Genomic DNA, 17617 nt, shown 5'->3' on the forward strand with positions numbered 1-17617 from the left:
TGCCGCGCCCCCGAGATCTTGGGGGCGCGGCGGACACGTGCGCGGGGGCGCTACCCCTTGTGCCCCACCCCTGCGTAGATCCACAGGTCCTCCGCCTCCGCCTCGGCCCGCTCCCGCTCGCTCGCCGGCCTCCACCGGTGCGGCATCACCACGCCCGGCTCGATGAGCTTCAGCCCGTCGAAGAAGGCCGTGATCTCCTCGTGGGTGCGCCCCTGCACATGGATGCCGCTCGCGCGGTAGAGGTTGGTGACCGCGTCGGAGAGCCCGGGGCGGGGGTCGATCGCGCCGTGGGAGAGGACGAGGTAGCTGCCCGGTGCCAGGGGGGCCAGCAGCCGCTGGACGATCTCGTACGGCTTCTGGTCGTCGCCGATGAAGTGCATGAGCGCGTTGAGGGACAGCGCGACCGGCTCGCTGAGATCCAGCGTGGCGTGCAGCTCGTCGGCGGCCAGGATGGCCTCGGGGTCCGCGACGTCGGCGTGGAGGTAGGCGGTGCGCCCTTGGGGGTTGGAGAGCATCAGCGCCTGCGCGTGGGCCAGGACGATGGGGTCGTTGTCGGCGTAGACGACCCGGGAGTCGGGGGCGGCCTTCTGGGCCACCTGGTGCAGATTGGGCTCGGTGGGGATGCCGGTGCCGATGTCGAGGAACTGCCGGATGCCCGCCTCGGTGGCCAGCCAGCGCGTGGCGCGGTGCATGAAGGACCGGTTGGCGCGGGTCCACGGGATGACGTCGGGCCAGACGGCCTCGACCTGTTCGGCGGCGCGGGCATCGACGGAGTAGTGGGTCTTCCCGCCGAGGAAGTAGTCGTACATGCGAGCCGAGTGCGGCTTGCTGGTGTCGATTTGGTCCGCTCGAAAACCATGGCCGGTCATGAAGGCCACATTACTGGTCAGTTGGCGTCGGAGGTGAGCAACTTCCATACCCAGAAAGAATCGCGACGCCACGGAAACGCTTGTGAACGATCAGTGAAGATCGTACGGTTGTTCCCCGTTGGGCTCCGCTGCCGCACGCCCGCGGCCGGGCCCTCTCAGTCCTGTGGGGGGACAGATGCGTAAGCACACCACCTTCGCCATGCTCGCCGCCGCCACCGCGCTGGGCGGTCTGGCCGCTCCGGCGGCCCGGGCGGCCCAGACGGACGGGTTAGGCGACACCACGATCACAAACGTCACGGTCGACGGCGCGGGGAAGATCGCCGTCGGGACGACGGGCGCCAGGACCTTCAAGGTCGCGGTGACCGCGAAGGATGACTCGGGCATCAAGCGCGCCGAGCTCTACCTGGACGGGCCGTCGTACGGCTACCTTCAGCCGGACGCCAAGGTGACATGTGTCGCCTCGGCCACGGACGCCACCACCTCGACCTGCACGGGGACCTTCACCGTCGACCCGGAGCTCGACTTCGTCGACAACGCCCCGGCGGGCACCTGGTACGTCAACGCGTGGGTCGACGGTAAGGACGGTGACTACTTCACCTCCGACACGGCCGGCTCCTTCGCGATGCAGCGGCTGTCCAAGCTGACGGTCGACGCCTCGCCCGAGCCGGTGAAGAAGGGCAAGACCCTCACCGTGACCGGCGCGCTGACCCGCGCCAACTGGGAGACCGGCGCCTACGCGGGCTACACCGACCAGCCCGCGCAGCTCCAGTTCCGCAAGCGGGACAGCGACACGTACACCACGCTCAAGACGGTGAACACGGGCAGCCGCGGCGCTCTGGCGACGACCGTCACCGCGACGGAGGACGGCTGGTACCGCTGGACCTTCGCGGGCACCTCGACCACCCCGCCGGCCACGGCGGGCGGGGACTTCATCGACGTGCAGTGAGGGGGAGCGGGAGCAGGTAGCGGTCGGGGCGCTCAGGGCTCGCGGGAGCGGCGGATGGTCGCCTCGCGGACGCGGACGTACCAGATGCCGAGCAGCCCCAGGCCACCGCCGGCCAGGCAGGTCCACAGCCACCACAGATGGCCGTGGTCGTCGTACCAGCCGTAGAAGGGCAGCTGGACCAGGAAGAGGACGAACCACACGATCGTGCCACCGGTGATCGTGGCGACGACATTGCCCTCCAGGGGCGCCGGGGCCTCGTGTTTGGGGGTCCACTTCGTCATGCGCACAGCTTACGGGCCGGGTGTGGGGACGGTGGGAACATCGTCCCCACACCCGGTCCGCTGCTCATACGCGCGGGATTGGCTCATACGCGCGGGATTGGCGTTTTTACACTTCATGTATTCATACTGAAACGGTCCGGGTCTGGCTGGATTGTCTTGTCTGATCATCCAAAAGGCCCGTTGGTTATGTTCACGCACCTTTGAGGTACTTCATGTCCCCCTCGGCCCCCGCGCCGGCCGACGCCAAGCAGCAGGCTCCGGCACCCCCCAGCAACGGCCTGGACAGGTTCTTCCGGATCAGCGAGCGGGGGTCCTCCGTCCCCCGGGAGGTCCGTGGCGGTCTGGCGACCTTCTTTGCGATGGCGTACATCATCGTGCTGAACCCGATCATCCTCGGGGCCGGTACGGACAAGTACCACCATCAGCTGGACAACACCCAGCTCGTCACCGCCACCGCCCTGATGGCCGGTCTGACCACCCTGCTCATGGGGGTCATCGGCAACGTCCCGATCGCGCTCGCCGCCGGCCTCGGCATCAACGCCGTGGTGTCGCTGCAGCTCGCGCCCAAGATGAGCTGGCCGGACGCCATGGGCATGGTGGTCCTGGCGGGCCTGGTGCTGATGCTCCTGGTCGCCTCCGGGCTGCGGCAGCGGGTGATGGACGCGATTCCGGGCGGGCTGCGCCGCGCGATCGCGATCGGCATCGGACTGTTCATCGCCCTGATCGGCCTGGTCGACTCGGGCTTTGTCACCCGTAACCCGGACAATGCGCATACCACCGTGCCGATGGGGCTGGGCATCGACGGCAGGCTGCAGGGCTGGCCGGTGCTGATCTTCGTGGCCGGGCTGGCGCTCACCTTCGTCCTGGTCGTCCGCAAGACGCGCGGCGCGATCCTCATCGGCATGGTGACCATGACGGTGGTCGCGGTGGTGGTCAACGCCGCGGCCGACATCCCGGGCGGGAACTGGGGGCTGACCGTCCCCGAGCTGCCGGACAAGGTGGTCGCCACCCCGGACTTCGGCCTGATCGGTCAGGTCAGCCTGTTCGGTGGCTTCCATGAGGTCGGCATCCTCACCGGCTGTCTGTTCGTCTTCACCGTGCTGCTGTCCGGCTTCTTCGACGCCATGGGCACGATCATCGGCGTCGGGGAGGAGGCCGGGCTCACGGACAAGCGCGGCCAGCTGCCGGGGATGGGCCGGATCCTGATGGTGGACGGCGTCGCGGTCGCGGGCGGCGGCTTCGGCTCGGCCTCGGCCAACACCTGTTTCGTGGAGTCCACGGCGGGTGTCGGCGAGGGCGCCCGCACCGGCTTCGCGAACGTGGTGACCGGCGGGCTGTTCCTGCTCGCGCTGGTCTTCACCCCGCTGGCCAAGGTCGTCCCGTCGCAGGCGGCGACCCCCGCGCTGGTCGTCGTGGGCTTCCTGATCATGGCCGCGAACGTCAAGGAGATCGACTGGAGCGACTTCACGATCGCGGTCCCGGCGTTCCTGGCCATGGTCTCGATGCCGTTCACGTACAGCATCACCAATGGGATCGGCCTCGGCGTGCTGTCGTACCTGCTGCTGCGGATCGCGACCCGGCGGACGCGGGAGGTGCCCTGGCTGCTCGGCGCGGTCGGGCTGTGCTTCCTCGTCTACTTCCTGCTGGACCCGATCCAGCAGGCGCTCGGGTCCGGCTAAGTGGCCGGGCCGTAGAAGCGCTCCGTCTCGTCGACCGAGGTCTTGAAGCGTTCGTCGAAGTCCTCGCGAATGAGCGTCCGGATGACATAGTCCTGGACGCTCATTCCGCGTTTTGCGGCATGCTCCCGGACCCGGTCCAGCAGCTCGCCGTCCATCCGTAGGCTGAGCACTTTCGATCCCGTGGGCGATCCCATACGGCCAGGGTCCCCGTGACTTGCGTCTCCCTGCGTCACTTTCTGGAACGGACTCACTCGTATGGGTGAAAATAACATCGTGTCGTAACGCGGGTTTTCATTAGACGAGGTAATGAGTTATGCTAAAGACCATGCCGGATCTGTCCCATGGTGGCAACGAGGACACAGCCGCCGTGAACGCACTGCGATCCGCCGTGATGCGCCTGTCGCGACGGCTCAAGCACCAGCGCGTCGACGAGTCGCTGAGCCCCACCGAGATGTCCGTACTGGGCACTCTGGCCCAGTGCGGCTCCGCCACCCCGGGTGAGCTCGCCCGCAAGGAGCATGTCCAGCCGCCCTCGATGACCCGCATCGTGGCGCTGCTCGAGGCCAAGGGACTGGTCAGGCTGGAGCCGCATCCGGAGGACCGGCGGCAGAAAGTCGTCTCGCCGACCGAGCGGGCAGAGGCCATGCTCGAAGAGAGCCGGCGCAGGCGGAACGCCTGGCTGGCCGAGCTGGTCGGCGGGCTGACCGAGGAGGAGTGGGCCGCGCTTCGCGCCGCCGCGCCGGTCTTGGAGAAGCTCGCGCAGATGTGAGAGAAAACGAGCCGCCTAGGAGGCGAACGCGCTTTGAGTACGGGACCCGGAGCAGACTCCGCACCCGCACCTGATACCGACCCCGTGACCGTTCCCACTGGTGACGCCGCAGCCGGGCGTACCAGGGGCGGGACCTTCAGCTCCCTGAAGATCCGCAACTACCGGCTGTTCGCCACGGGTGCGGTGATATCCAACACTGGCACCTGGATGTCGCGTATCGCCCAGGACTGGCTCGTCCTCAGCCTCACCGGCTCCTCCACCGCGGTCGGCATCACCACCGCGCTCCAGTTTCTCCCCATGCTGCTCTTCGGCCTGTACGGCGGCGTCATCGCCGACCGCTACCCCAAGCGCCGGCTGCTCCTGCTTACCCAGGGCGCGCTCGGGCTGTGCGGGCTCGCGCTCGCCGCGCTCACTCTCAGCGGCCAGGTGCAGGTCTGGCATGTCTATCTGATCGCCTTCCTCCTCGGCATGGTCACCGTCGTGGACAACCCCACGCGGCAGGCGTTCGTCGTCGAGATGGTCGGCCCCAAGGACCTGCGCAACGCGGTCAGCCTGAACTCCGCGAACTTCCAGTCCGCCCGGCTGGTGGGCCCGGCGGTCGCCGGTGTGCTGATCACCGCCGTCGGCAGCGGCTGGGCCTTCCTGCTCAACGGGCTGTCGTTCGGCGCCCCGCTCATCGGCCTGCTGATGATGCGCACCGCCGAGCTGCACGACGTCGAGCGCGCGCCGCGCGGCAAGGGACAGCTGCGCGAGGGGCTGCGCTATGTCGCCGGGCGCCCGGACCTGATCTGGCCCATTGTGCTGGTCGGCTTCATCGGCACCTTCGGCTTCAACTTCCCGATCTGGCTCAGCGCCTTCGCCGACGGCGTCTTCCACGCGGGCCCGGGCACCTACGGCCTGCTCAACACGCTGATCGCGGTCGGCTCGGTGACCGGCGCGCTGCTGGCCGCCCGGCGGACCACCACCCGGCAGCGGGTGCTGGTCGGCGCGGCGCTGATGTTCGGCCTGCTGGAGATCGCGGCGGCGCTGTCCCCGGCCTTCTGGCTCTTCGCCGCGCTCATGGTGCCGATCGGGATCTTCTCGCTGACCTTCAACGTGACGGCGAACTCCAGCGTCCAGCTGGCGACCGACCCCGCGATGCGCGGGAGAGTCATGAGCCTGTTCATGATGGTCTTCGTGGGCGGCACCCCGCTCGGCGGCCCCCTGGTGGGCTGGCTGACCGACACCTATGGCGCGCGGGTCGGCTTCGCGGCGGGCGGCCTGGTCTCCGCGGCGGCCGCGGCGACGGTGGGCCTGATCCTCGTCCGGGTGGGTGGCCTGCGAGTGAAGGTGGACCTGCGGCCGGGGCGCCCGCACCTCACGTTCGTACCGCGCTCCCCGGAGAACGCGCAGGACAAGCCGGTGCCCGCGGCGGCCTGACGCGGGCGGCGGCGTGTCGCGTCAGGCCGCGCCAGATGGGCGGGGCCTGGTCATGCCGCGGCCGTGCCGGGCGGGTGGGGCGGTCGCTGCGGGAGACTGGGCGGGTGAGACTCTTCGCCGCCGTACTGCCCCCCGAGGCGGCCGTCGCCGAGCTCGCCGCCCGGGTGGGGGCGCTGCGCAGGCTCCCGGGCGCGGACGGGCTGCGCTGGACCGAGCGCGCGGGCTGGCACTTCACGCTCGCCTTCTTCGGCCAGGTCGATGAGAGCGTGCTGCCCGCGCTGCACGAGCGGCTGGCCCGGGCGGCCCACCGCCACCCGCCCCACGAGGTCCGGCTCGCGGGTGGCGGCCGCTTCTCCGACAAGGTGGTGTGGGTCGGCGTCGACGGCGACCGGGCGACCCTGGGGCACCTGGCCGACTCCGCCGAGGCCGGGGCCAGGCGAGCTGGCCTCCACATGGACCGGCACCGCCCCTACCACCCGCATCTCACGCTCGCGCGCTGCCGCGGCGGCGCGGACCTGCGGCCGTATGTGGCGGGGCTCGAAGACTTCGCGGGCAGTGCCTGGACGGTGGCCGAACTCAGCCTGGTGCGCAGCCATCCGCCGACGCCCGGGGTCACGGGCGCGCAGCCACGCTACGAAGTGGTGGCCGCCTGGCCGCTGGGGCACTGAGCGGTCCCGTTACCCTCAAGAGTGTGGATCCCAAGACCAGGAACCTGATCATGAGCGGTGCGCTCGTGCTGATACTCGTCGTCGTCGCCGTGGCGGCCGCGTTCGGCTGAGCCCGAGCCGAGCCGCTGCCGCCACGGCGTGACGTGGTGGCCGCGAGTCCTACCAGGCGAACGCCTCGGGCGAGGGGCCCGTACCCGGGAAGATCTCGTCCAGCGCGGTCAGCAGCTCCTCGCTCAAGGTCAGCTCGCTGGCGCGGAGCGCGGAGTTCAGCTGCTCGGCGGTGCGCGGGCCGACGATCGGGCCGGTCACCCCGGGCCGGGTGAGCAGCCATGCCAGGGCCACCTCGCCGGGCTCGAGGCCGTGCTTGTCGAGCAGGTCCTCGTACCGCTGGACCTGGTCCCGTACCTTGCTGTCCTTCAGCACGTCGGCGCTGCGCCCGGACGTGCTGCGCGCCCCGCCGCCCTGCTGCTCCTTGCGGATCGCCCCGCCCAGCAGCCCGCCGTGCAGCGGCGACCAGGGGATCACCCCGAGGCCGTACTCCTGCGCGGCCGGGATGACCTCCATCTCGGCGCGCCGCTCGAACAGGTTGTACAGGCACTGCTCGCTGACCAGCCCCAGCGAGCCACGGCGGCGCGCGGCCTCGTTGGCCTGGGCGATGTGCCAGCCGGCGTGGTTGGAGGAGCCGGCGTAGAGGACCTTGCCCTGCTGCACCAGGACGTCGATGGCCTGCCAGATCTCGTCCCACGGGGTCGAGCGGTCGACGTGGTGGAACTGGTACAGATCGATGTGGTCGGTGCCCAGCCGCTTCAGGCTGGCATCGACGGCGCGGCGGATGTTGAGCGCGGAGAGCTTGTCGTCGTTGGGCCAGGGCTCGCCGTCGACGCCCATGTTGCCGTAGACCTTGGTCGCCAGCACGGTCTTCTCGCGCCGGCCGCCGCCCTGCGCGAACCAGCTCCCGATGATCTCTTCGGTGCGGCCCTTGTTCTCGCCCCAGCCATAGACGTTGGCGGTGTCGAAGAAGTTGATGCCCGCGTCGAGCGCGGCGTCCATGATCGCGTGGCTGTCGGCCTCGTCGGTCTGCGGGCCGAAGTTCATGGTGCCGAGGACCACTCGGCTGACCTTGAGTCCCGTACGTCCAAGCTGCGTGTACTCCATGAACACCTAGCCAAGCCCTTGGAGTGCGCTCGAATCAAGGGCCCGCCGGGGCGCGTCAGGGCCAGATCACTTCCCCGTCCGTCACCGACACCGGCGCGAACGCGGTCTCCTCGTGGAAGCGCATATGGCACTGGAAGGCGAGGGAGTCGACAGCCCGTTCGTGCAGCCAGACCAGGAGCTCCTCCGCCCTGTCGAACTCGTCGGGGTGGAACTCCTGGCGGGAGGTCAGGGCCCAGCCGCCGCGGGGCCCGGGCTCCAGGGCCGACAGGAGTACGCCGCCGGCGCGGGCGGCGGGGCCCTTGGCGGCGAGGACGGGGTACGGCTCGTAGAGCATCAGCCAGTTGCCCTGCTCGTCCTCTTCCGGTTTGCCGTCGTCCCCGATCAGCGGCTCGGCGTAGCCGGTCACGAGGGACAGGGCGGCGGCGGGCTGGGGGGCGAGGCCCAGGTGCCAGCGAAGCTCGGATATCTCGGCGTCGGAGAGGGTGTCGGGGAGGTTCACCGACAGGATCAGGTCATAGATATCGGCCACGCGGCGATCATAACGCGGGCGGTCCGGGGAAATCGTCGGTTGGTCCCGGGAAAACTGTGGGCGGTCTCGGGAAATTACCGGGCGGTCCCGGAAAATCCGAATGCCCGCATTCTCGGCCGGGGTGCGACCGAAAAGCGGGCTCTCGGATGTTGCTTGCCGAATTAATTCTTTCTTATCGGCTGTCGCGGGACTTCATGAAGCCGAGCACACCGAAGATGACGGTCAGCAGCGCGCCGATCAGCACCATGTAGAGGCCGGGGCCCGCGGAGATGTCGAGCTGCTTCACGGCCGATTCCGCGGCCTTTTCGGCGACGCTGTCGGAAACCTTCTCCTCGTCCACGAACTTCGCGGCGACCAGACGAGCCGGGTCGGCCATGTTGATCACGGCGAAGACAGCGGTGACCAGCGACAGGATCGCGCCGCCCAGGTAGAGCGCCGCCTTCTTGGTGACCAAGGCGCCGACCAGGGCCAGCGCGGCGACGATGGAGACGATCAGCGTGATCACGCCGTCGCCGTCCATGCCCTTGATGCCGCCGTCCGCGCCATCGACGCCGGAGACCACCCAGTTCACCATGGAGCCGACCAGGGCCAGGACCGCGCCGACGATCCCGATGATCGCGAACTTCTTGGACTGCCCGGAGTCCGCCGGAGCGCCCCCGGGCGCGGGCGCGGTTTGCGGGTAAGAGGAACCGTAATTGCTCATGGGGCAGACCGTAGGGCGGGTTTATTCTTCGGCGCAACGCCGTGGTCCGCTTTGCCGCCAATTGACCGATAAATTTCCAAAAATTAATCTCCGGATCAGCACAACTAATCCGGAGATTATGAATTTGTGTGTCGAGTCGGTGTCGAGTGCTCGCTTATTCGTTATCTGCCCGTTCTCGACGAAGTCAATCAGACAGGTGTAGCAGCCCGGTGACCCGCCCCTGGCTGACTGCCGCCCCCTCAGGTCCACGCCCAGATGGCAGGCTTGGCCCCATGCGTTCGCTTCCGTCCGTCCTCGGCGCCGCCGCGCTGGCGGTTCTGCCCGCCGCCGCCCCGGCCGTTGCCGACGACCACACGTCGCCGTCCTCCTTCACGATCGAGGACTCCAGGATCACCGAGTCCAGCGGCCTGGCGGCCAGCCGCGCCCACCCGGGCGTCTACTGGACGCACAACGACAGTGACGACGGCCCGTACATCTACGCCGTCGACAGCAAGACCGGGCGTACGGTCGCGACCGTCACCATGCGCGGTGTCGGCAGCCCGCGCGATGTGGAGGCCATCTCGATCGGGCCGGACGGCGACATCTACGTCGGCGATATCGGCGACAACCTGGGCGGGACGTGGTCTCATGTGTGGATTTACCGTTTCCCCGAGCCGAAGACGCTGAAGAACACCACGGTCAGGGCGGTCCAGTACACCGTGAAATACGAGGACGGTCCGCGCAACGCCGAGGCGATGATGATCGACCCCAAGACCGGCCGAGCTTATATCGCGAGCAAGAGCCAGGAGGACGGCGGGCTGTACGCCGGGCCGAAAACGCTGTCCCCTTCCGGAGCGAATATCTTCCGGCGGGTCGACGACATCGGCATGGAGGTGACGGACGGGGCCTTCGCCCCGGACGCCAGCAGGCTCGTGCTCCGCGGGTACTTCGACGTCGCGGAGTTCGGATGGCGCGGCGGCAAGCTCGAAGACCTGAAGGAGGAGCCGGATCTGCCGCTGCAGCGGCAGGGCGAGTCGGTCACCTTCACGACCGACGGCGGCACGCTGATGTACGGCACGGAGGGCCCGAGCAGCAAGGTGACCGCGGTGAAGCTGGGCGGGGAGCTGCTGCCGGACGCGACGGCGAAGGAGCAGAAGAGGAACGGGGGCGGGGACTCCACGGGGGCCGGCGCGTCCTCGGAGAAGGAGAAGGACGGCAATCTCTTCAAGGGCGCGCTGACGTTCGCCGTCGCCGCGGCCCTGTTCTTCGGCCTGCGCTCGGTCTTCCGCCGCCGCCGCTGATTCTCCGGGGGCGAAGGTCTACTGCTCGGCGGCGTCGCGGGCGCGGCCCGCGATGAACGCCCCGATGCCGTCGAGGAGGCTCTTCAGGCCGAATTCGAAGACCTCCTCGCCGCGCCCCGCGAAGGCGTCCTCGCCGAGCGCCGCCTGCATCGGAAACCTGCCGCTGGCGAGCGCCTTCTCCATCGCGGGCGTGTGCGCCTTCCAGAACTCCTCGTCGCTGACGCCCGTGCGCTTCTCGGCCATCGCCGAGTTCACATAGGTGCGGGCGATGCCGGTGGCGAACCCCTCGACGGTCACGATGACATGGACCCGCTCGCGGCCGGTGAGGCCGAGGCCGTCGAGGCCGCGCAGCGCCCACTCCAGCCCCGCCATGGCGTTCGGCCCGAGGATGGGGCGCGCCTGGTCGACCTGGAGCAGCCAGGGGTGGCGCCCGAGTAGCTGCCAGAAGCCGCGCGCCACCATCTCCAGCGTCTCCCGCCACCCCGGATGCGGGGCGTGGGCGTCGGGGTCGAAGGCCTGGACCTGGTCCAGCATCAGGTCCAGCAGCTCGGCCTTGCCGGGGACGTAGCGGTACAGCGACATGGTGCCGGTGCCCAGTTCGGCCGACAGCCGCCGCATGGAGACCGCGGCGAGCCCTTCCGCGTCGGCGACGGCGATGGCGGTCGTCACGATCCGCTCCAGGGTCAGCCCGGGCTTGGGGCCTCGGCTGGGCCGCTCGCCGGTGCCCCACAGGAGCTCCAGGCTGCGGGAGATGTCTCCGCTGCCGCTGTGTTCGGTGGTCGTCATCGCGCGCCAATCCTAACGCCACCCCCGAAAACTGAGTACGGTGTACCCGAAACTGGGTACGCTGTACTCGCCATTGGGTACGGTGTACCCAATGGTGGCCTGGCGGCCGCCGACCGACATGGGGTTCCTATGGGGGTTTCTTTGGACACGGCGCGATGGGCGGTCCTCACCGAAGGACTGCGGAAGCGATACGGACGAAAATGGGCGCTCGACGGCTTTGACCTGGCCGTCGGCCGCGGCACCGTCCAGGGGCTGCTCGGCCCCAACGGCGCGGGCAAGACGACGGCCGTACGGATCCTGTCCACGCTGGCCCGGCCGAGCGGTGGCCGGGCTTTCGTCGGCGGGTTCGATGTGACGGAGCAGCCCCGTCAGGTGCGCCGCCGGATCGGGCTGACCGGCCAGTACGCGGCGCTGGCCGAGATGCTGAGCGGGCGGCAGAACCTGGTGACGTTCGGCCGCCTCTTCCACCTGGACAAGGCGCGGGCCGCACGGCGGGCCGACGAACTGCTGGGCACGTTCGGGCTGACCGAGGCCGCCGACACGGTGGCCAAGGAGTACAGCGGCGGCATGCGGCGCCGGCTCGACCTGGCCGCGAGCATGATCCTCGCCCCTCAGGTGCTGTTCCTCGACGAGCCGACGACCGGGCTCGACCCGCGCGGCCGCAACGAGGTGTGGGAGGCGGTCCGCTCGCTGGTCGCGGGCGGTACGACGGTGCTGCTGACCACGCAGTACCTGGACGAGGCCGACCAGCTGGCGGACCGCGTCGCCGTGATCGACCGGGGGCGGAAGATCGCCGACGACACGCCGGCCGAACTCAAGCGGGCGATCGGCGGGGACCGGATCGAGGTGGTGGTGCGGGAGACCGCCGACCTGCCGGCCGCGGTCGAGGCCGTGGCGCGGGTGATGGACCGGCGCGTGGGTGTGGGTGCGGGAGCGGGCGCGGCAGGCGGTGCGGCAGGCGGTACGGGCGAGGGCACGGGGTCCGCCGAGCCGGAGGCCGACCGGGAGGACCGGCGGGTGACGGCCCCGGTGCGCGACCGGGTCGCGGCGCTGACCGAGGTCGCACGGACCCTCCAGGAGCGGGGCGTGGCCGTCGAGGACATCGGGCTGCGCCGCCCGACCCTGGACGAGGTCTTCCTGCGGCTGACCGGACACCGCACGGACGAACGGAGTGCCGGCCAGAGCACGGACGAGCGGACGGAGGTGCCGGCATGAGCACCGCGACAGGGGCGACAGGGGCGGCAGGGGCGGCAGAGGCACGAGCGGTCGTGGACGGGCCGGAGCGGCGGGCGTACTGGGCGGTCGCGGACTGCCTGACCATCGTCCGGACCGAACTCATCGCCCGGCTCCGCTACCCCGCCGCCATCGCCTGGCAGCTCGGCACGCCGGTGATGTTCGTGCTGCTGTTCGTCTATGTCTTCGGCAGCGCGATGGAGGTGCCCGGCGGGGCCGACTACAAGGACTACGCGCTGCCCGGCATGTTCGCCATGACGATGGCGAACGGCTTCATGAACACCGCCGTCATGGTCGCCGCCACCAAGGAGAGGGGCGTCATGGACCGCTACCGCTCCATGCCGATGGCGCCCTCGGCGGTGGTGAGCGGGCGCGGCGTCGCCGATGTCATCGGCGCCGTGGTGGACCTGGCGGTGCTCGCGGCGATCGCCCTGGCCGTCGGCTGGCGGCCGGACGGCGGCCTCCTCGCGGCACTGAGCGCCTTCGCGCTGCTGATCCTGCTGCGGTCCGCGCTGATCTGGGTCGGGGTGTACCTGGGGCTGCTGGTGCCCACGCAGGAGGCGGCGGGCAACCTCTTCGCGGTCGCCTTCCCCCTCGGGATGATCTCCAGCGTCTTCACCCCGCCCGCGATGATGCCCGACTGGCTGGGCGCCATCGCGCTGTGGAACCCCGTCTCGTCGACCGCGAACGCGATTCGGGACCTGTTCGGCAACCCGGTCCCCGGCGGGGGCGGCTGGGTGGAGCAGCACGCGACACTCATGGCGGTGGTCTGGCCGGTGGCCCTCACGGCGGTGTTCCTGCCGCTGGCCGTACGCCGCTTCCAGCGGCTGAGCAGCTGAGCGGCCCGCCTCGTACGTACGTACGCGAAGGGGCCCGCGGCCGTCGAGTCGGCTGCGGGCCCCTTGCGGAATCCTCGGATCACTCGGGTCAGAGGTGCTCGATGACGTAGTCCACACAGGCGGTCAGCGCCTGCACGTCCGACGGCTCGACGGCCGGGAACATGGCGACCCGCAGCTGGTTGCGGCCCAGCTTGCGGTACGGCTCGGTGTCCACGATGCCGTTGGCCCGCAGCGCCTTGGCGACCGCGGCGGCGTCGATCTCGTCGTTGAAGTCGATCGTCCCGACGACCTGCGACCGCTTGGCCGGGTCGGTGACGAACGGCGTGGCGAACTTCGACTCCTCCGCCCACCCGTACAGCGCGCCCGAGGAGGCCGCGGTGCGGCGCACGGCCCAGTCCAGCCCGCCCTGCCCGTTGATCCACTCCAGCTGGTCGTTGAGCAGGAAGAGCGTCGCGAGCGCCGGGGTGTTGTACGTCTGGTTCTTCAGGGAGTTGTCGATCGCCGTCGGCAGCGAGAAGAACTCCGGGATGTGCCGGCCCGAGGCGTGCACGCGCGCGGCGCGCTCCAGCGCGGCGGGCGAGAAGGCCGCGATCCACAGCCCGCCGTCGGCGGCGAAGGACTTCTGCGGCGCGAAGTAGTAGACGTCTGTCTGGGCGATGTCGACGGGCAGGCCGCCCGCGCCCGACGTCGCGTCCACCAGTACCAGCGCGCCCTCGTCGGCGCCGGCCACCCGCTCGAGCGGCATGGCGACACCGGTCGAGGTCTCGTTGTGGGTGAGGGCGTAGACGTCCACGCCCTCCTCCGCCCGCGGCAGCGGATGCGTGCCCGGGTCGGCGGAGATCACGGTCGGCTCGTCGAGCCAGGGCGCGAGCTTGGCGGCCTTGGCGAACTTGGACGAGAACTCGCCGAAGGACAGGTGCTGGGACTTGGTCTCGATCAGGCCGTGGGTCGCGATGTCCCAGAAGGCGGTGGAGCCGCCGTTGCCCAGGATCACCTCGTATCCCTCGGGGAGCTGGAACAGCTCACGCACGCCCTCGCGCACCTTGCCGACCAGGTTCTTGACCGGGGCCTGGCGGTGGGAGGTGCCCAGCAGAGAGCTCCCGGTTGCGGCCAGCGCACTGAGCGCCTCGGTGCGCACCTTGGAGGGGCCCGAGCCGAAGCGACCGTCGGCGGGCTTGATGTCAGCGGGAATCCGGATCTCAGCCACGGACGGAAGCCTAATCCGTCGGTATGCCCAGCCTGCCCCGGCGTCCACCGGATGAGACACGGCGTCTCTTCTCCGGGATGGCCCACGAGGCGCCGAGCTCGCCGCAGGCCACGACCGCGAAGACGGCGAAAGCGCTGGTGTAGCCGGATTCGGCGGGAAAACCGGGGGCCTTGGCGGGGCCCGCGGCGTCGAGGACCGCGACCGCGATCTGGGCGTCCACGGCACCCCCGACCGTGCGGGCGATCGTGTTGACGCCGCCGGCCACCCCGATGTCCGCGGGCCCCGCCGTGTCCACGACCAGGTCTTTGAAACGGAACTCGACATTCTCATCCGGGCCCTCGCCATGGACCATGGGAAGCATGGTTGATCACGAGACAGGTGAGGCAGGCGGAGTAGGCGAACTGGAACGGGCCCTGCGCCGGGCCGTCCGCGGCGAGGTCTCCTTCGACACGGCGAGCCGCGCGCTGATGACGATGGACGCGTCGAACTACCGGCGCGTGCCCGCCGGGGTCGTCGCCCCGTACGACGCCGACGACGTCGCGGCCACGCTGGCCGTGTGCCGCGAGCGCGCGGTGCCCGTGGTGGCGCGCGGAGCCGGCACGTCGATCGCCGGACAGGCCACCGGGGTCGGCGTCGTCCTCGACTTCACCCGCCATATGCGGTCCATCGTCTCCCTCGACCCGGACACGCGCACCGCCGTCGTCCAGCCCGGCGTGATCCTCGACGACCTGCGGGCGGCGGCCGGCGCCCACGGGCTGACCTTCGGCCCCGACCCGTCCACCCACAGCCGCTGCACCCTCGGCGGCATGATCGGCAACAACTCGTGCGGCTCCCACTCGGTCGCCTGGGGCACCACCGCCGACAACGTACGGGAGCTGGACGTCGTGACGTACGGCGGCGAACGGCTGCGCGCCGGGCGCGGCCTGGACGGGCTGCCGCCACGGCTGAGGGACGGCCTGCGCGCCCTGGTCGACGCCGACCTCGCCCTTCTGCGCACCGGCTTCCCCGAACTGCCCCGCCGCATCTCCGGCTACGCCCTGGACGCGCTGCTGCCCGAGAAGGGCGCCGACGTGGCCCGCGCGCTCACCGGCAGCGAGGGCACCCTCGGGGTGCTGACCGAGGCGACCGTACGCCTCGTGGACGCGCCCGCCGCCCGCGCCCTCGCCGTCCTCGGCTACCCCGACGAGAGCGCCGCCGCCGAGGCCGCCCACACCCTGCTGCCCCACGGCCCGCTCACCGTCGAGGGCATGGCCGCCGACCTGGTCGCCGGGGCGACCGGCCTGCCGAAGGGCGGCGCCTGGCTGTTCGCCGAGGTCGGCGGCGCGACCCGGGACGAGGCCCTCGCCCGCGCCGAGGCCCTGGCCCGCGCGGCCGCCGACTCCACCACCGGCCACACCGTCGTCGCCGACCCGGCCGGCCAGCGCGCCCTGTGGCGGATCCGCGAGGACGCCTCCGGCACCGCGACTCGCATGCCGGACGGCAGCGAGGCCTGGCCCGGCTGGGAGGACTGCGCGGTGCCGCCCGCCCGCCTCGGCGCGTATCTGCGCGACTTCCGCGCGCTGATGGCCCAGCACGGGCTGCGCGGCACGCCGTACGGGCACTTCGGCGACGGCTGCATCCACGTACGCATCGACTTCGACCTGCTGAGCGATGCCGGGATCCGCGTCTTCCGCGCCTTCTCCACCGACCTCGCCGAACTCGTCGTCGCCCACGGCGGCTCGCTCTCCGGCGAACACGGCGACGGCCTGGCCCGCGCCGAGTTGCTGCCCAAGATGTACGGCGAGGAGATGGTCGGGCTCTTCTCCCGCTTCAAGGACCTGTGGGACCCGGCCGGCGGCCTCAACCCCGGTGCCCTCGCCCGCCCGCAGCGCATGGAGGAGAACCTGCGCTTCGCCGTGCTGCCCAGGCGCCCGGTGGACGTGGAGTTCGGCTACCCGCACGACAACGGCGACTTCTCGGCGGCGGTGCGGAGGTGTGTGGGCGTCGCCAAGTGCCGCAACGAGTCCGTCTCCGGCGCCGCCGTGATGTGCCCCTCCTACCGCGCCACCGGCGAAGAACAGCACTCCACACGCGGCCGGGCCCGCCTGCTGCACGAGATGCTCGCGGGCGAGGTCGTACGCGACGGCTGGCGCTCGGAGGAGGTGCGCGGGGCGCTCGACCTGTGCCTGTCGTGCAAGGGGTGCCGCAGTGACTGCCCGGTCGGGGTCGACATGGCCACGTACAAGGCGGAGTTCCTCCACCACCACTACGAGGGCCGCCTGCGGCCCGCCGCGCACTACTCCATGGGCCGGCTGCCGCTCTGGCTCCGGGCCACCGCCGCCCTCCGAGCGGCACCGGTGGCCAACGCGGCGGCGGGCGTGGCGCCGCTGGCCGCGCTCGCGAAGCGCGCGGGCGGCATCGCGCCCGAGCGAGACATCCCCGAGCTGGCCCGGGAGCCCTTCACCCGATGGTGGCGCAAGCGGGCGCGGGCCGCTGCGCGGGGCGGCGGCCGCGCGCAAGCCCCCACCGTCGTGCTGTGGCCCGACACCTTCACCAACTACCTCTCCCCGTCAGTCGGCAGGTCGGCCGTCGCCGTGCTGGAGGCGGCCGGGCTGCGGGTGGTCGTGCCGCCGGGGCCGGTGTGCTGCGGGCTGACGTGGGTGTCGACCGGGCAGCTCGACCGGGCCCGGTCGGTCATGCGGCGGACGCTGGACGTCATGGCCCCGGCCCTGGACGCCGGGCTCCCCGTGGTCGGCCTGGAGCCCAGCTGCACCGCCGCCCTCCGCACCGACCTGCCCGAACTCCTCGGCCCCGCCGACCCCCGCGCCGCCCGCCTCGCCGACTCCGTCACGACATTCGCCCAGGCCCTCGAGGACCACGCCCCCGACTGGGAACCCCCGAAGGTCGACCGCCCGGTCGCCGGCCAGACCCACTGCCACCAGCACGCGGTCCTCGGCGACGCGGCGGAGCGCCGGCTGCGCGCCCGCGCGGGGCTGACGGGCGAGTTGAGCGGCGGCTGCTGCGGGCTCGCGGGCAACTTCGGCTTCGAGAAGGGGCATTACGACGTGTCCGTCGCCTGCGCGGAGGAGCAGCTGCTGCCGTCCGTACGGGGCGCCGACCCCGGCGCCGAGATCCTCGCGGACGGCTTCTCCTGCCGTACGCAGCTGGAGCAGTTGGCGGACCGCCGGGCCCGCCACCTCGCGGAGGTCCTGGCCGAGCGGTTGCCCTGACCGCGCGACTGCCCTGACCGCGCGGGCCGCCTGACCACGCGACTG

At 70.9% G+C, this 17617-nt stretch carries 18 protein-coding genes; 9 read left to right on the forward strand and 9 right to left on the reverse strand.

The features are described from left to right. Positions 1-50: 50 nt before the first annotated feature. Positions 51-869: an SAM-dependent methyltransferase gene (locus ACWY4P_RS29770; RefSeq protein WP_456203475.1), complete on the reverse strand. Its 819-nt coding sequence runs from the start codon at positions 867-869 to the stop codon at positions 51-53. Between the two features lie 175 nt (positions 870-1044). Between ACWY4P_RS29770 and ACWY4P_RS29775 the strand changes: the two genes are divergently transcribed. After that, on the forward strand, positions 1045-1815 hold the full coding sequence (locus ACWY4P_RS29775; RefSeq protein WP_456203477.1) for a calcium-binding protein: 771 nt from the start codon (positions 1045-1047) through the stop codon (positions 1813-1815). A gap of 32 nt (positions 1816-1847) precedes the next feature. On the opposite strand, the gene ACWY4P_RS29780 is transcribed toward ACWY4P_RS29775, so the two are convergent. After that, complete coding sequence (locus ACWY4P_RS29780) at positions 1848-2096, reverse strand: DUF2530 domain-containing protein (protein ID WP_456203478.1); 249 nt, start codon at positions 2094-2096, stop codon at positions 1848-1850. A 212-nt stretch (positions 2097-2308) separates the two neighbouring features. Between ACWY4P_RS29780 and ACWY4P_RS29785 the strand changes: the two genes are divergently transcribed. Continuing rightward, positions 2309-3775, forward strand: a complete 1467-nt coding sequence (locus ACWY4P_RS29785) for an NCS2 family permease (protein ID WP_456203479.1) — start codon at positions 2309-2311, stop codon at positions 3773-3775. Here ACWY4P_RS29785 and ACWY4P_RS29790 read toward each other — a convergent pair. Further along, positions 3772-3945: a ribbon-helix-helix protein, CopG family gene (locus tag ACWY4P_RS29790; RefSeq protein WP_456203480.1), complete on the reverse strand. Its 174-nt coding sequence runs from the start codon at positions 3943-3945 to the stop codon at positions 3772-3774. The genes ACWY4P_RS29785 and ACWY4P_RS29790 overlap by 4 nt on opposite strands. A gap of 155 nt (positions 3946-4100) precedes the next feature. On the opposite strand from ACWY4P_RS29790, the gene ACWY4P_RS29795 reads away from it, so the two are divergent. The 3 genes from ACWY4P_RS29795 to thpR all read left to right on the forward strand — a co-directional run bounded on the left by ACWY4P_RS29795 (position 4101) and on the right by thpR (position 6631). Next, positions 4101-4544, forward strand: coding sequence for a MarR family winged helix-turn-helix transcriptional regulator (locus tag ACWY4P_RS29795; RefSeq protein ID WP_456203481.1), 444 nt, complete (start codon positions 4101-4103; stop codon positions 4542-4544). Positions 4545-4577: 33 nt separating this feature from the next. Then, complete coding sequence (locus tag ACWY4P_RS29800; RefSeq protein ID WP_456203483.1) at positions 4578-5963, forward strand: MFS transporter; 1386 nt, start codon at positions 4578-4580, stop codon at positions 5961-5963. A gap of 104 nt (positions 5964-6067) precedes the next feature. Then, positions 6068-6631 (forward strand): RNA 2',3'-cyclic phosphodiesterase, encoded by a 564-nt coding sequence (thpR, locus tag ACWY4P_RS29805; protein WP_456203485.1) that lies wholly within the window; start codon positions 6068-6070, stop codon positions 6629-6631. Between the two features lie 159 nt (positions 6632-6790). Here thpR and ACWY4P_RS29810 read toward each other — a convergent pair whose 3' ends face one another. The 3 genes from ACWY4P_RS29810 to ACWY4P_RS29820 all read right to left on the reverse strand — a co-directional run bounded on the left by ACWY4P_RS29810 (position 6791) and on the right by ACWY4P_RS29820 (position 9018). Then, positions 6791-7786 carry an aldo/keto reductase gene (locus tag ACWY4P_RS29810; RefSeq protein ID WP_456203487.1) on the reverse strand — a complete coding sequence of 332 codons (996 nt, stop codon included), beginning with the start codon at positions 7784-7786 and terminating at the stop codon, positions 6791-6793. A 55-nt stretch (positions 7787-7841) separates the two neighbouring features. Then, a complete protein-coding gene (locus ACWY4P_RS29815) occupies positions 7842-8315 on the reverse strand; it encodes a hypothetical protein (protein ID WP_456203488.1) in 474 nt (157 codons plus the stop codon). Between the two features lie 172 nt (positions 8316-8487). Next, positions 8488-9018 (reverse strand): hypothetical protein, encoded by a 531-nt coding sequence (locus ACWY4P_RS29820; protein ID WP_456203490.1) that lies wholly within the window; start codon positions 9016-9018, stop codon positions 8488-8490. A gap of 272 nt (positions 9019-9290) precedes the next feature. Between ACWY4P_RS29820 and ACWY4P_RS29825 the strand changes: the two genes are divergently transcribed. Next, complete coding sequence (locus ACWY4P_RS29825; protein ID WP_456203492.1) at positions 9291-10298, forward strand: hypothetical protein; 1008 nt, start codon at positions 9291-9293, stop codon at positions 10296-10298. Between the two features lie 18 nt (positions 10299-10316). Here the strand turns inward: ACWY4P_RS29825 and ACWY4P_RS29830 are convergent, their stop codons facing one another. Continuing rightward, positions 10317-11084, reverse strand: a complete 768-nt coding sequence (locus tag ACWY4P_RS29830; protein ID WP_456203494.1) for a TetR/AcrR family transcriptional regulator — start codon at positions 11082-11084, stop codon at positions 10317-10319. Positions 11085-11213: 129 nt separating this feature from the next. Between ACWY4P_RS29830 and ACWY4P_RS29835 the strand changes: the two genes are divergently transcribed. Next, a complete protein-coding gene (locus ACWY4P_RS29835; protein ID WP_456203496.1) occupies positions 11214-12299 on the forward strand; it encodes an ATP-binding cassette domain-containing protein in 1086 nt (361 codons plus the stop codon). Continuing rightward, positions 12296-13156, forward strand: coding sequence for an ABC transporter permease (locus ACWY4P_RS29840; RefSeq protein WP_456203497.1), 861 nt, complete (start codon positions 12296-12298; stop codon positions 13154-13156). The genes ACWY4P_RS29835 and ACWY4P_RS29840 overlap by 4 nt, the downstream gene beginning before the upstream one ends. 88 nt (positions 13157-13244) lie before the next feature. On the opposite strand, the gene serC is transcribed toward ACWY4P_RS29840, so the two are convergent. Then, a complete protein-coding gene (gene serC, locus ACWY4P_RS29845) occupies positions 13245-14363 on the reverse strand; it encodes a phosphoserine transaminase (RefSeq protein ID WP_456203499.1) in 1119 nt (372 codons plus the stop codon). 10 nt (positions 14364-14373) lie between these two features. Continuing rightward, positions 14374-14715 carry a hypothetical protein gene (locus tag ACWY4P_RS29850; RefSeq protein WP_456203500.1) on the reverse strand — a complete coding sequence of 114 codons (342 nt, stop codon included), beginning with the start codon at positions 14713-14715 and terminating at the stop codon, positions 14374-14376. A 7-nt stretch (positions 14716-14722) separates the two neighbouring features. Here ACWY4P_RS29850 and ACWY4P_RS29855 point away from each other — a divergent pair, with 7 nt between their 5' ends. Next, positions 14723-17572, forward strand: coding sequence for an FAD-binding and (Fe-S)-binding domain-containing protein (locus ACWY4P_RS29855; RefSeq protein ID WP_456203502.1), 2850 nt, complete (start codon positions 14723-14725; stop codon positions 17570-17572). The last annotated feature ends 45 nt before the right edge of the window (positions 17573-17617 follow it).

This window comes from Streptomyces sp. LZ34 (assembly GCF_053890475.1).

Bases quoted from the DNA above. Each gene is read 5' to 3' on its own strand.
- ACWY4P_RS29770 (WP_456203475.1), bottom strand. From the start codon at position 869: ATGACCGGCCATGGTTTTCGAGCGGACCAAATCGACACCAGCAAGCCG.
- ACWY4P_RS29775 (WP_456203477.1), top strand. From the start codon at position 1,045: ATGCGTAAGCACACCACCTTCGCCATGCTCGCCGCCGCCACCGCGCTG.
- ACWY4P_RS29780 (WP_456203478.1), bottom strand. From the start codon at position 2,096: ATGACGAAGTGGACCCCCAAACACGAGGCCCCGGCGCCCCTGGAGGGC.
- ACWY4P_RS29785 (WP_456203479.1), top strand. From the start codon at position 2,309: ATGTCCCCCTCGGCCCCCGCGCCGGCCGACGCCAAGCAGCAGGCTCCG.
- ACWY4P_RS29795 (WP_456203481.1), top strand. From the start codon at position 4,101: ATGCCGGATCTGTCCCATGGTGGCAACGAGGACACAGCCGCCGTGAAC.
- ACWY4P_RS29810 (WP_456203487.1), bottom strand. From the start codon at position 7,786: ATGGAGTACACGCAGCTTGGACGTACGGGACTCAAGGTCAGCCGAGTG.
- ACWY4P_RS29820 (WP_456203490.1), bottom strand. From the start codon at position 9,018: ATGAGCAATTACGGTTCCTCTTACCCGCAAACCGCGCCCGCGCCCGGG.
- ACWY4P_RS29825 (WP_456203492.1), top strand. From the start codon at position 9,291: ATGCGTTCGCTTCCGTCCGTCCTCGGCGCCGCCGCGCTGGCGGTTCTG.
- ACWY4P_RS29830 (WP_456203494.1), bottom strand. From the start codon at position 11,084: ATGACGACCACCGAACACAGCGGCAGCGGAGACATCTCCCGCAGCCTG.
- ACWY4P_RS29835 (WP_456203496.1), top strand. From the start codon at position 11,214: ATGGGGGTTTCTTTGGACACGGCGCGATGGGCGGTCCTCACCGAAGGA.
- ACWY4P_RS29840 (WP_456203497.1), top strand. From the start codon at position 12,296: ATGAGCACCGCGACAGGGGCGACAGGGGCGGCAGGGGCGGCAGAGGCA.
- ACWY4P_RS29850 (WP_456203500.1), bottom strand. From the start codon at position 14,715: ATGGTCCATGGCGAGGGCCCGGATGAGAATGTCGAGTTCCGTTTCAAA.
- ACWY4P_RS29855 (WP_456203502.1), top strand. From the start codon at position 14,723: ATGGTTGATCACGAGACAGGTGAGGCAGGCGGAGTAGGCGAACTGGAA.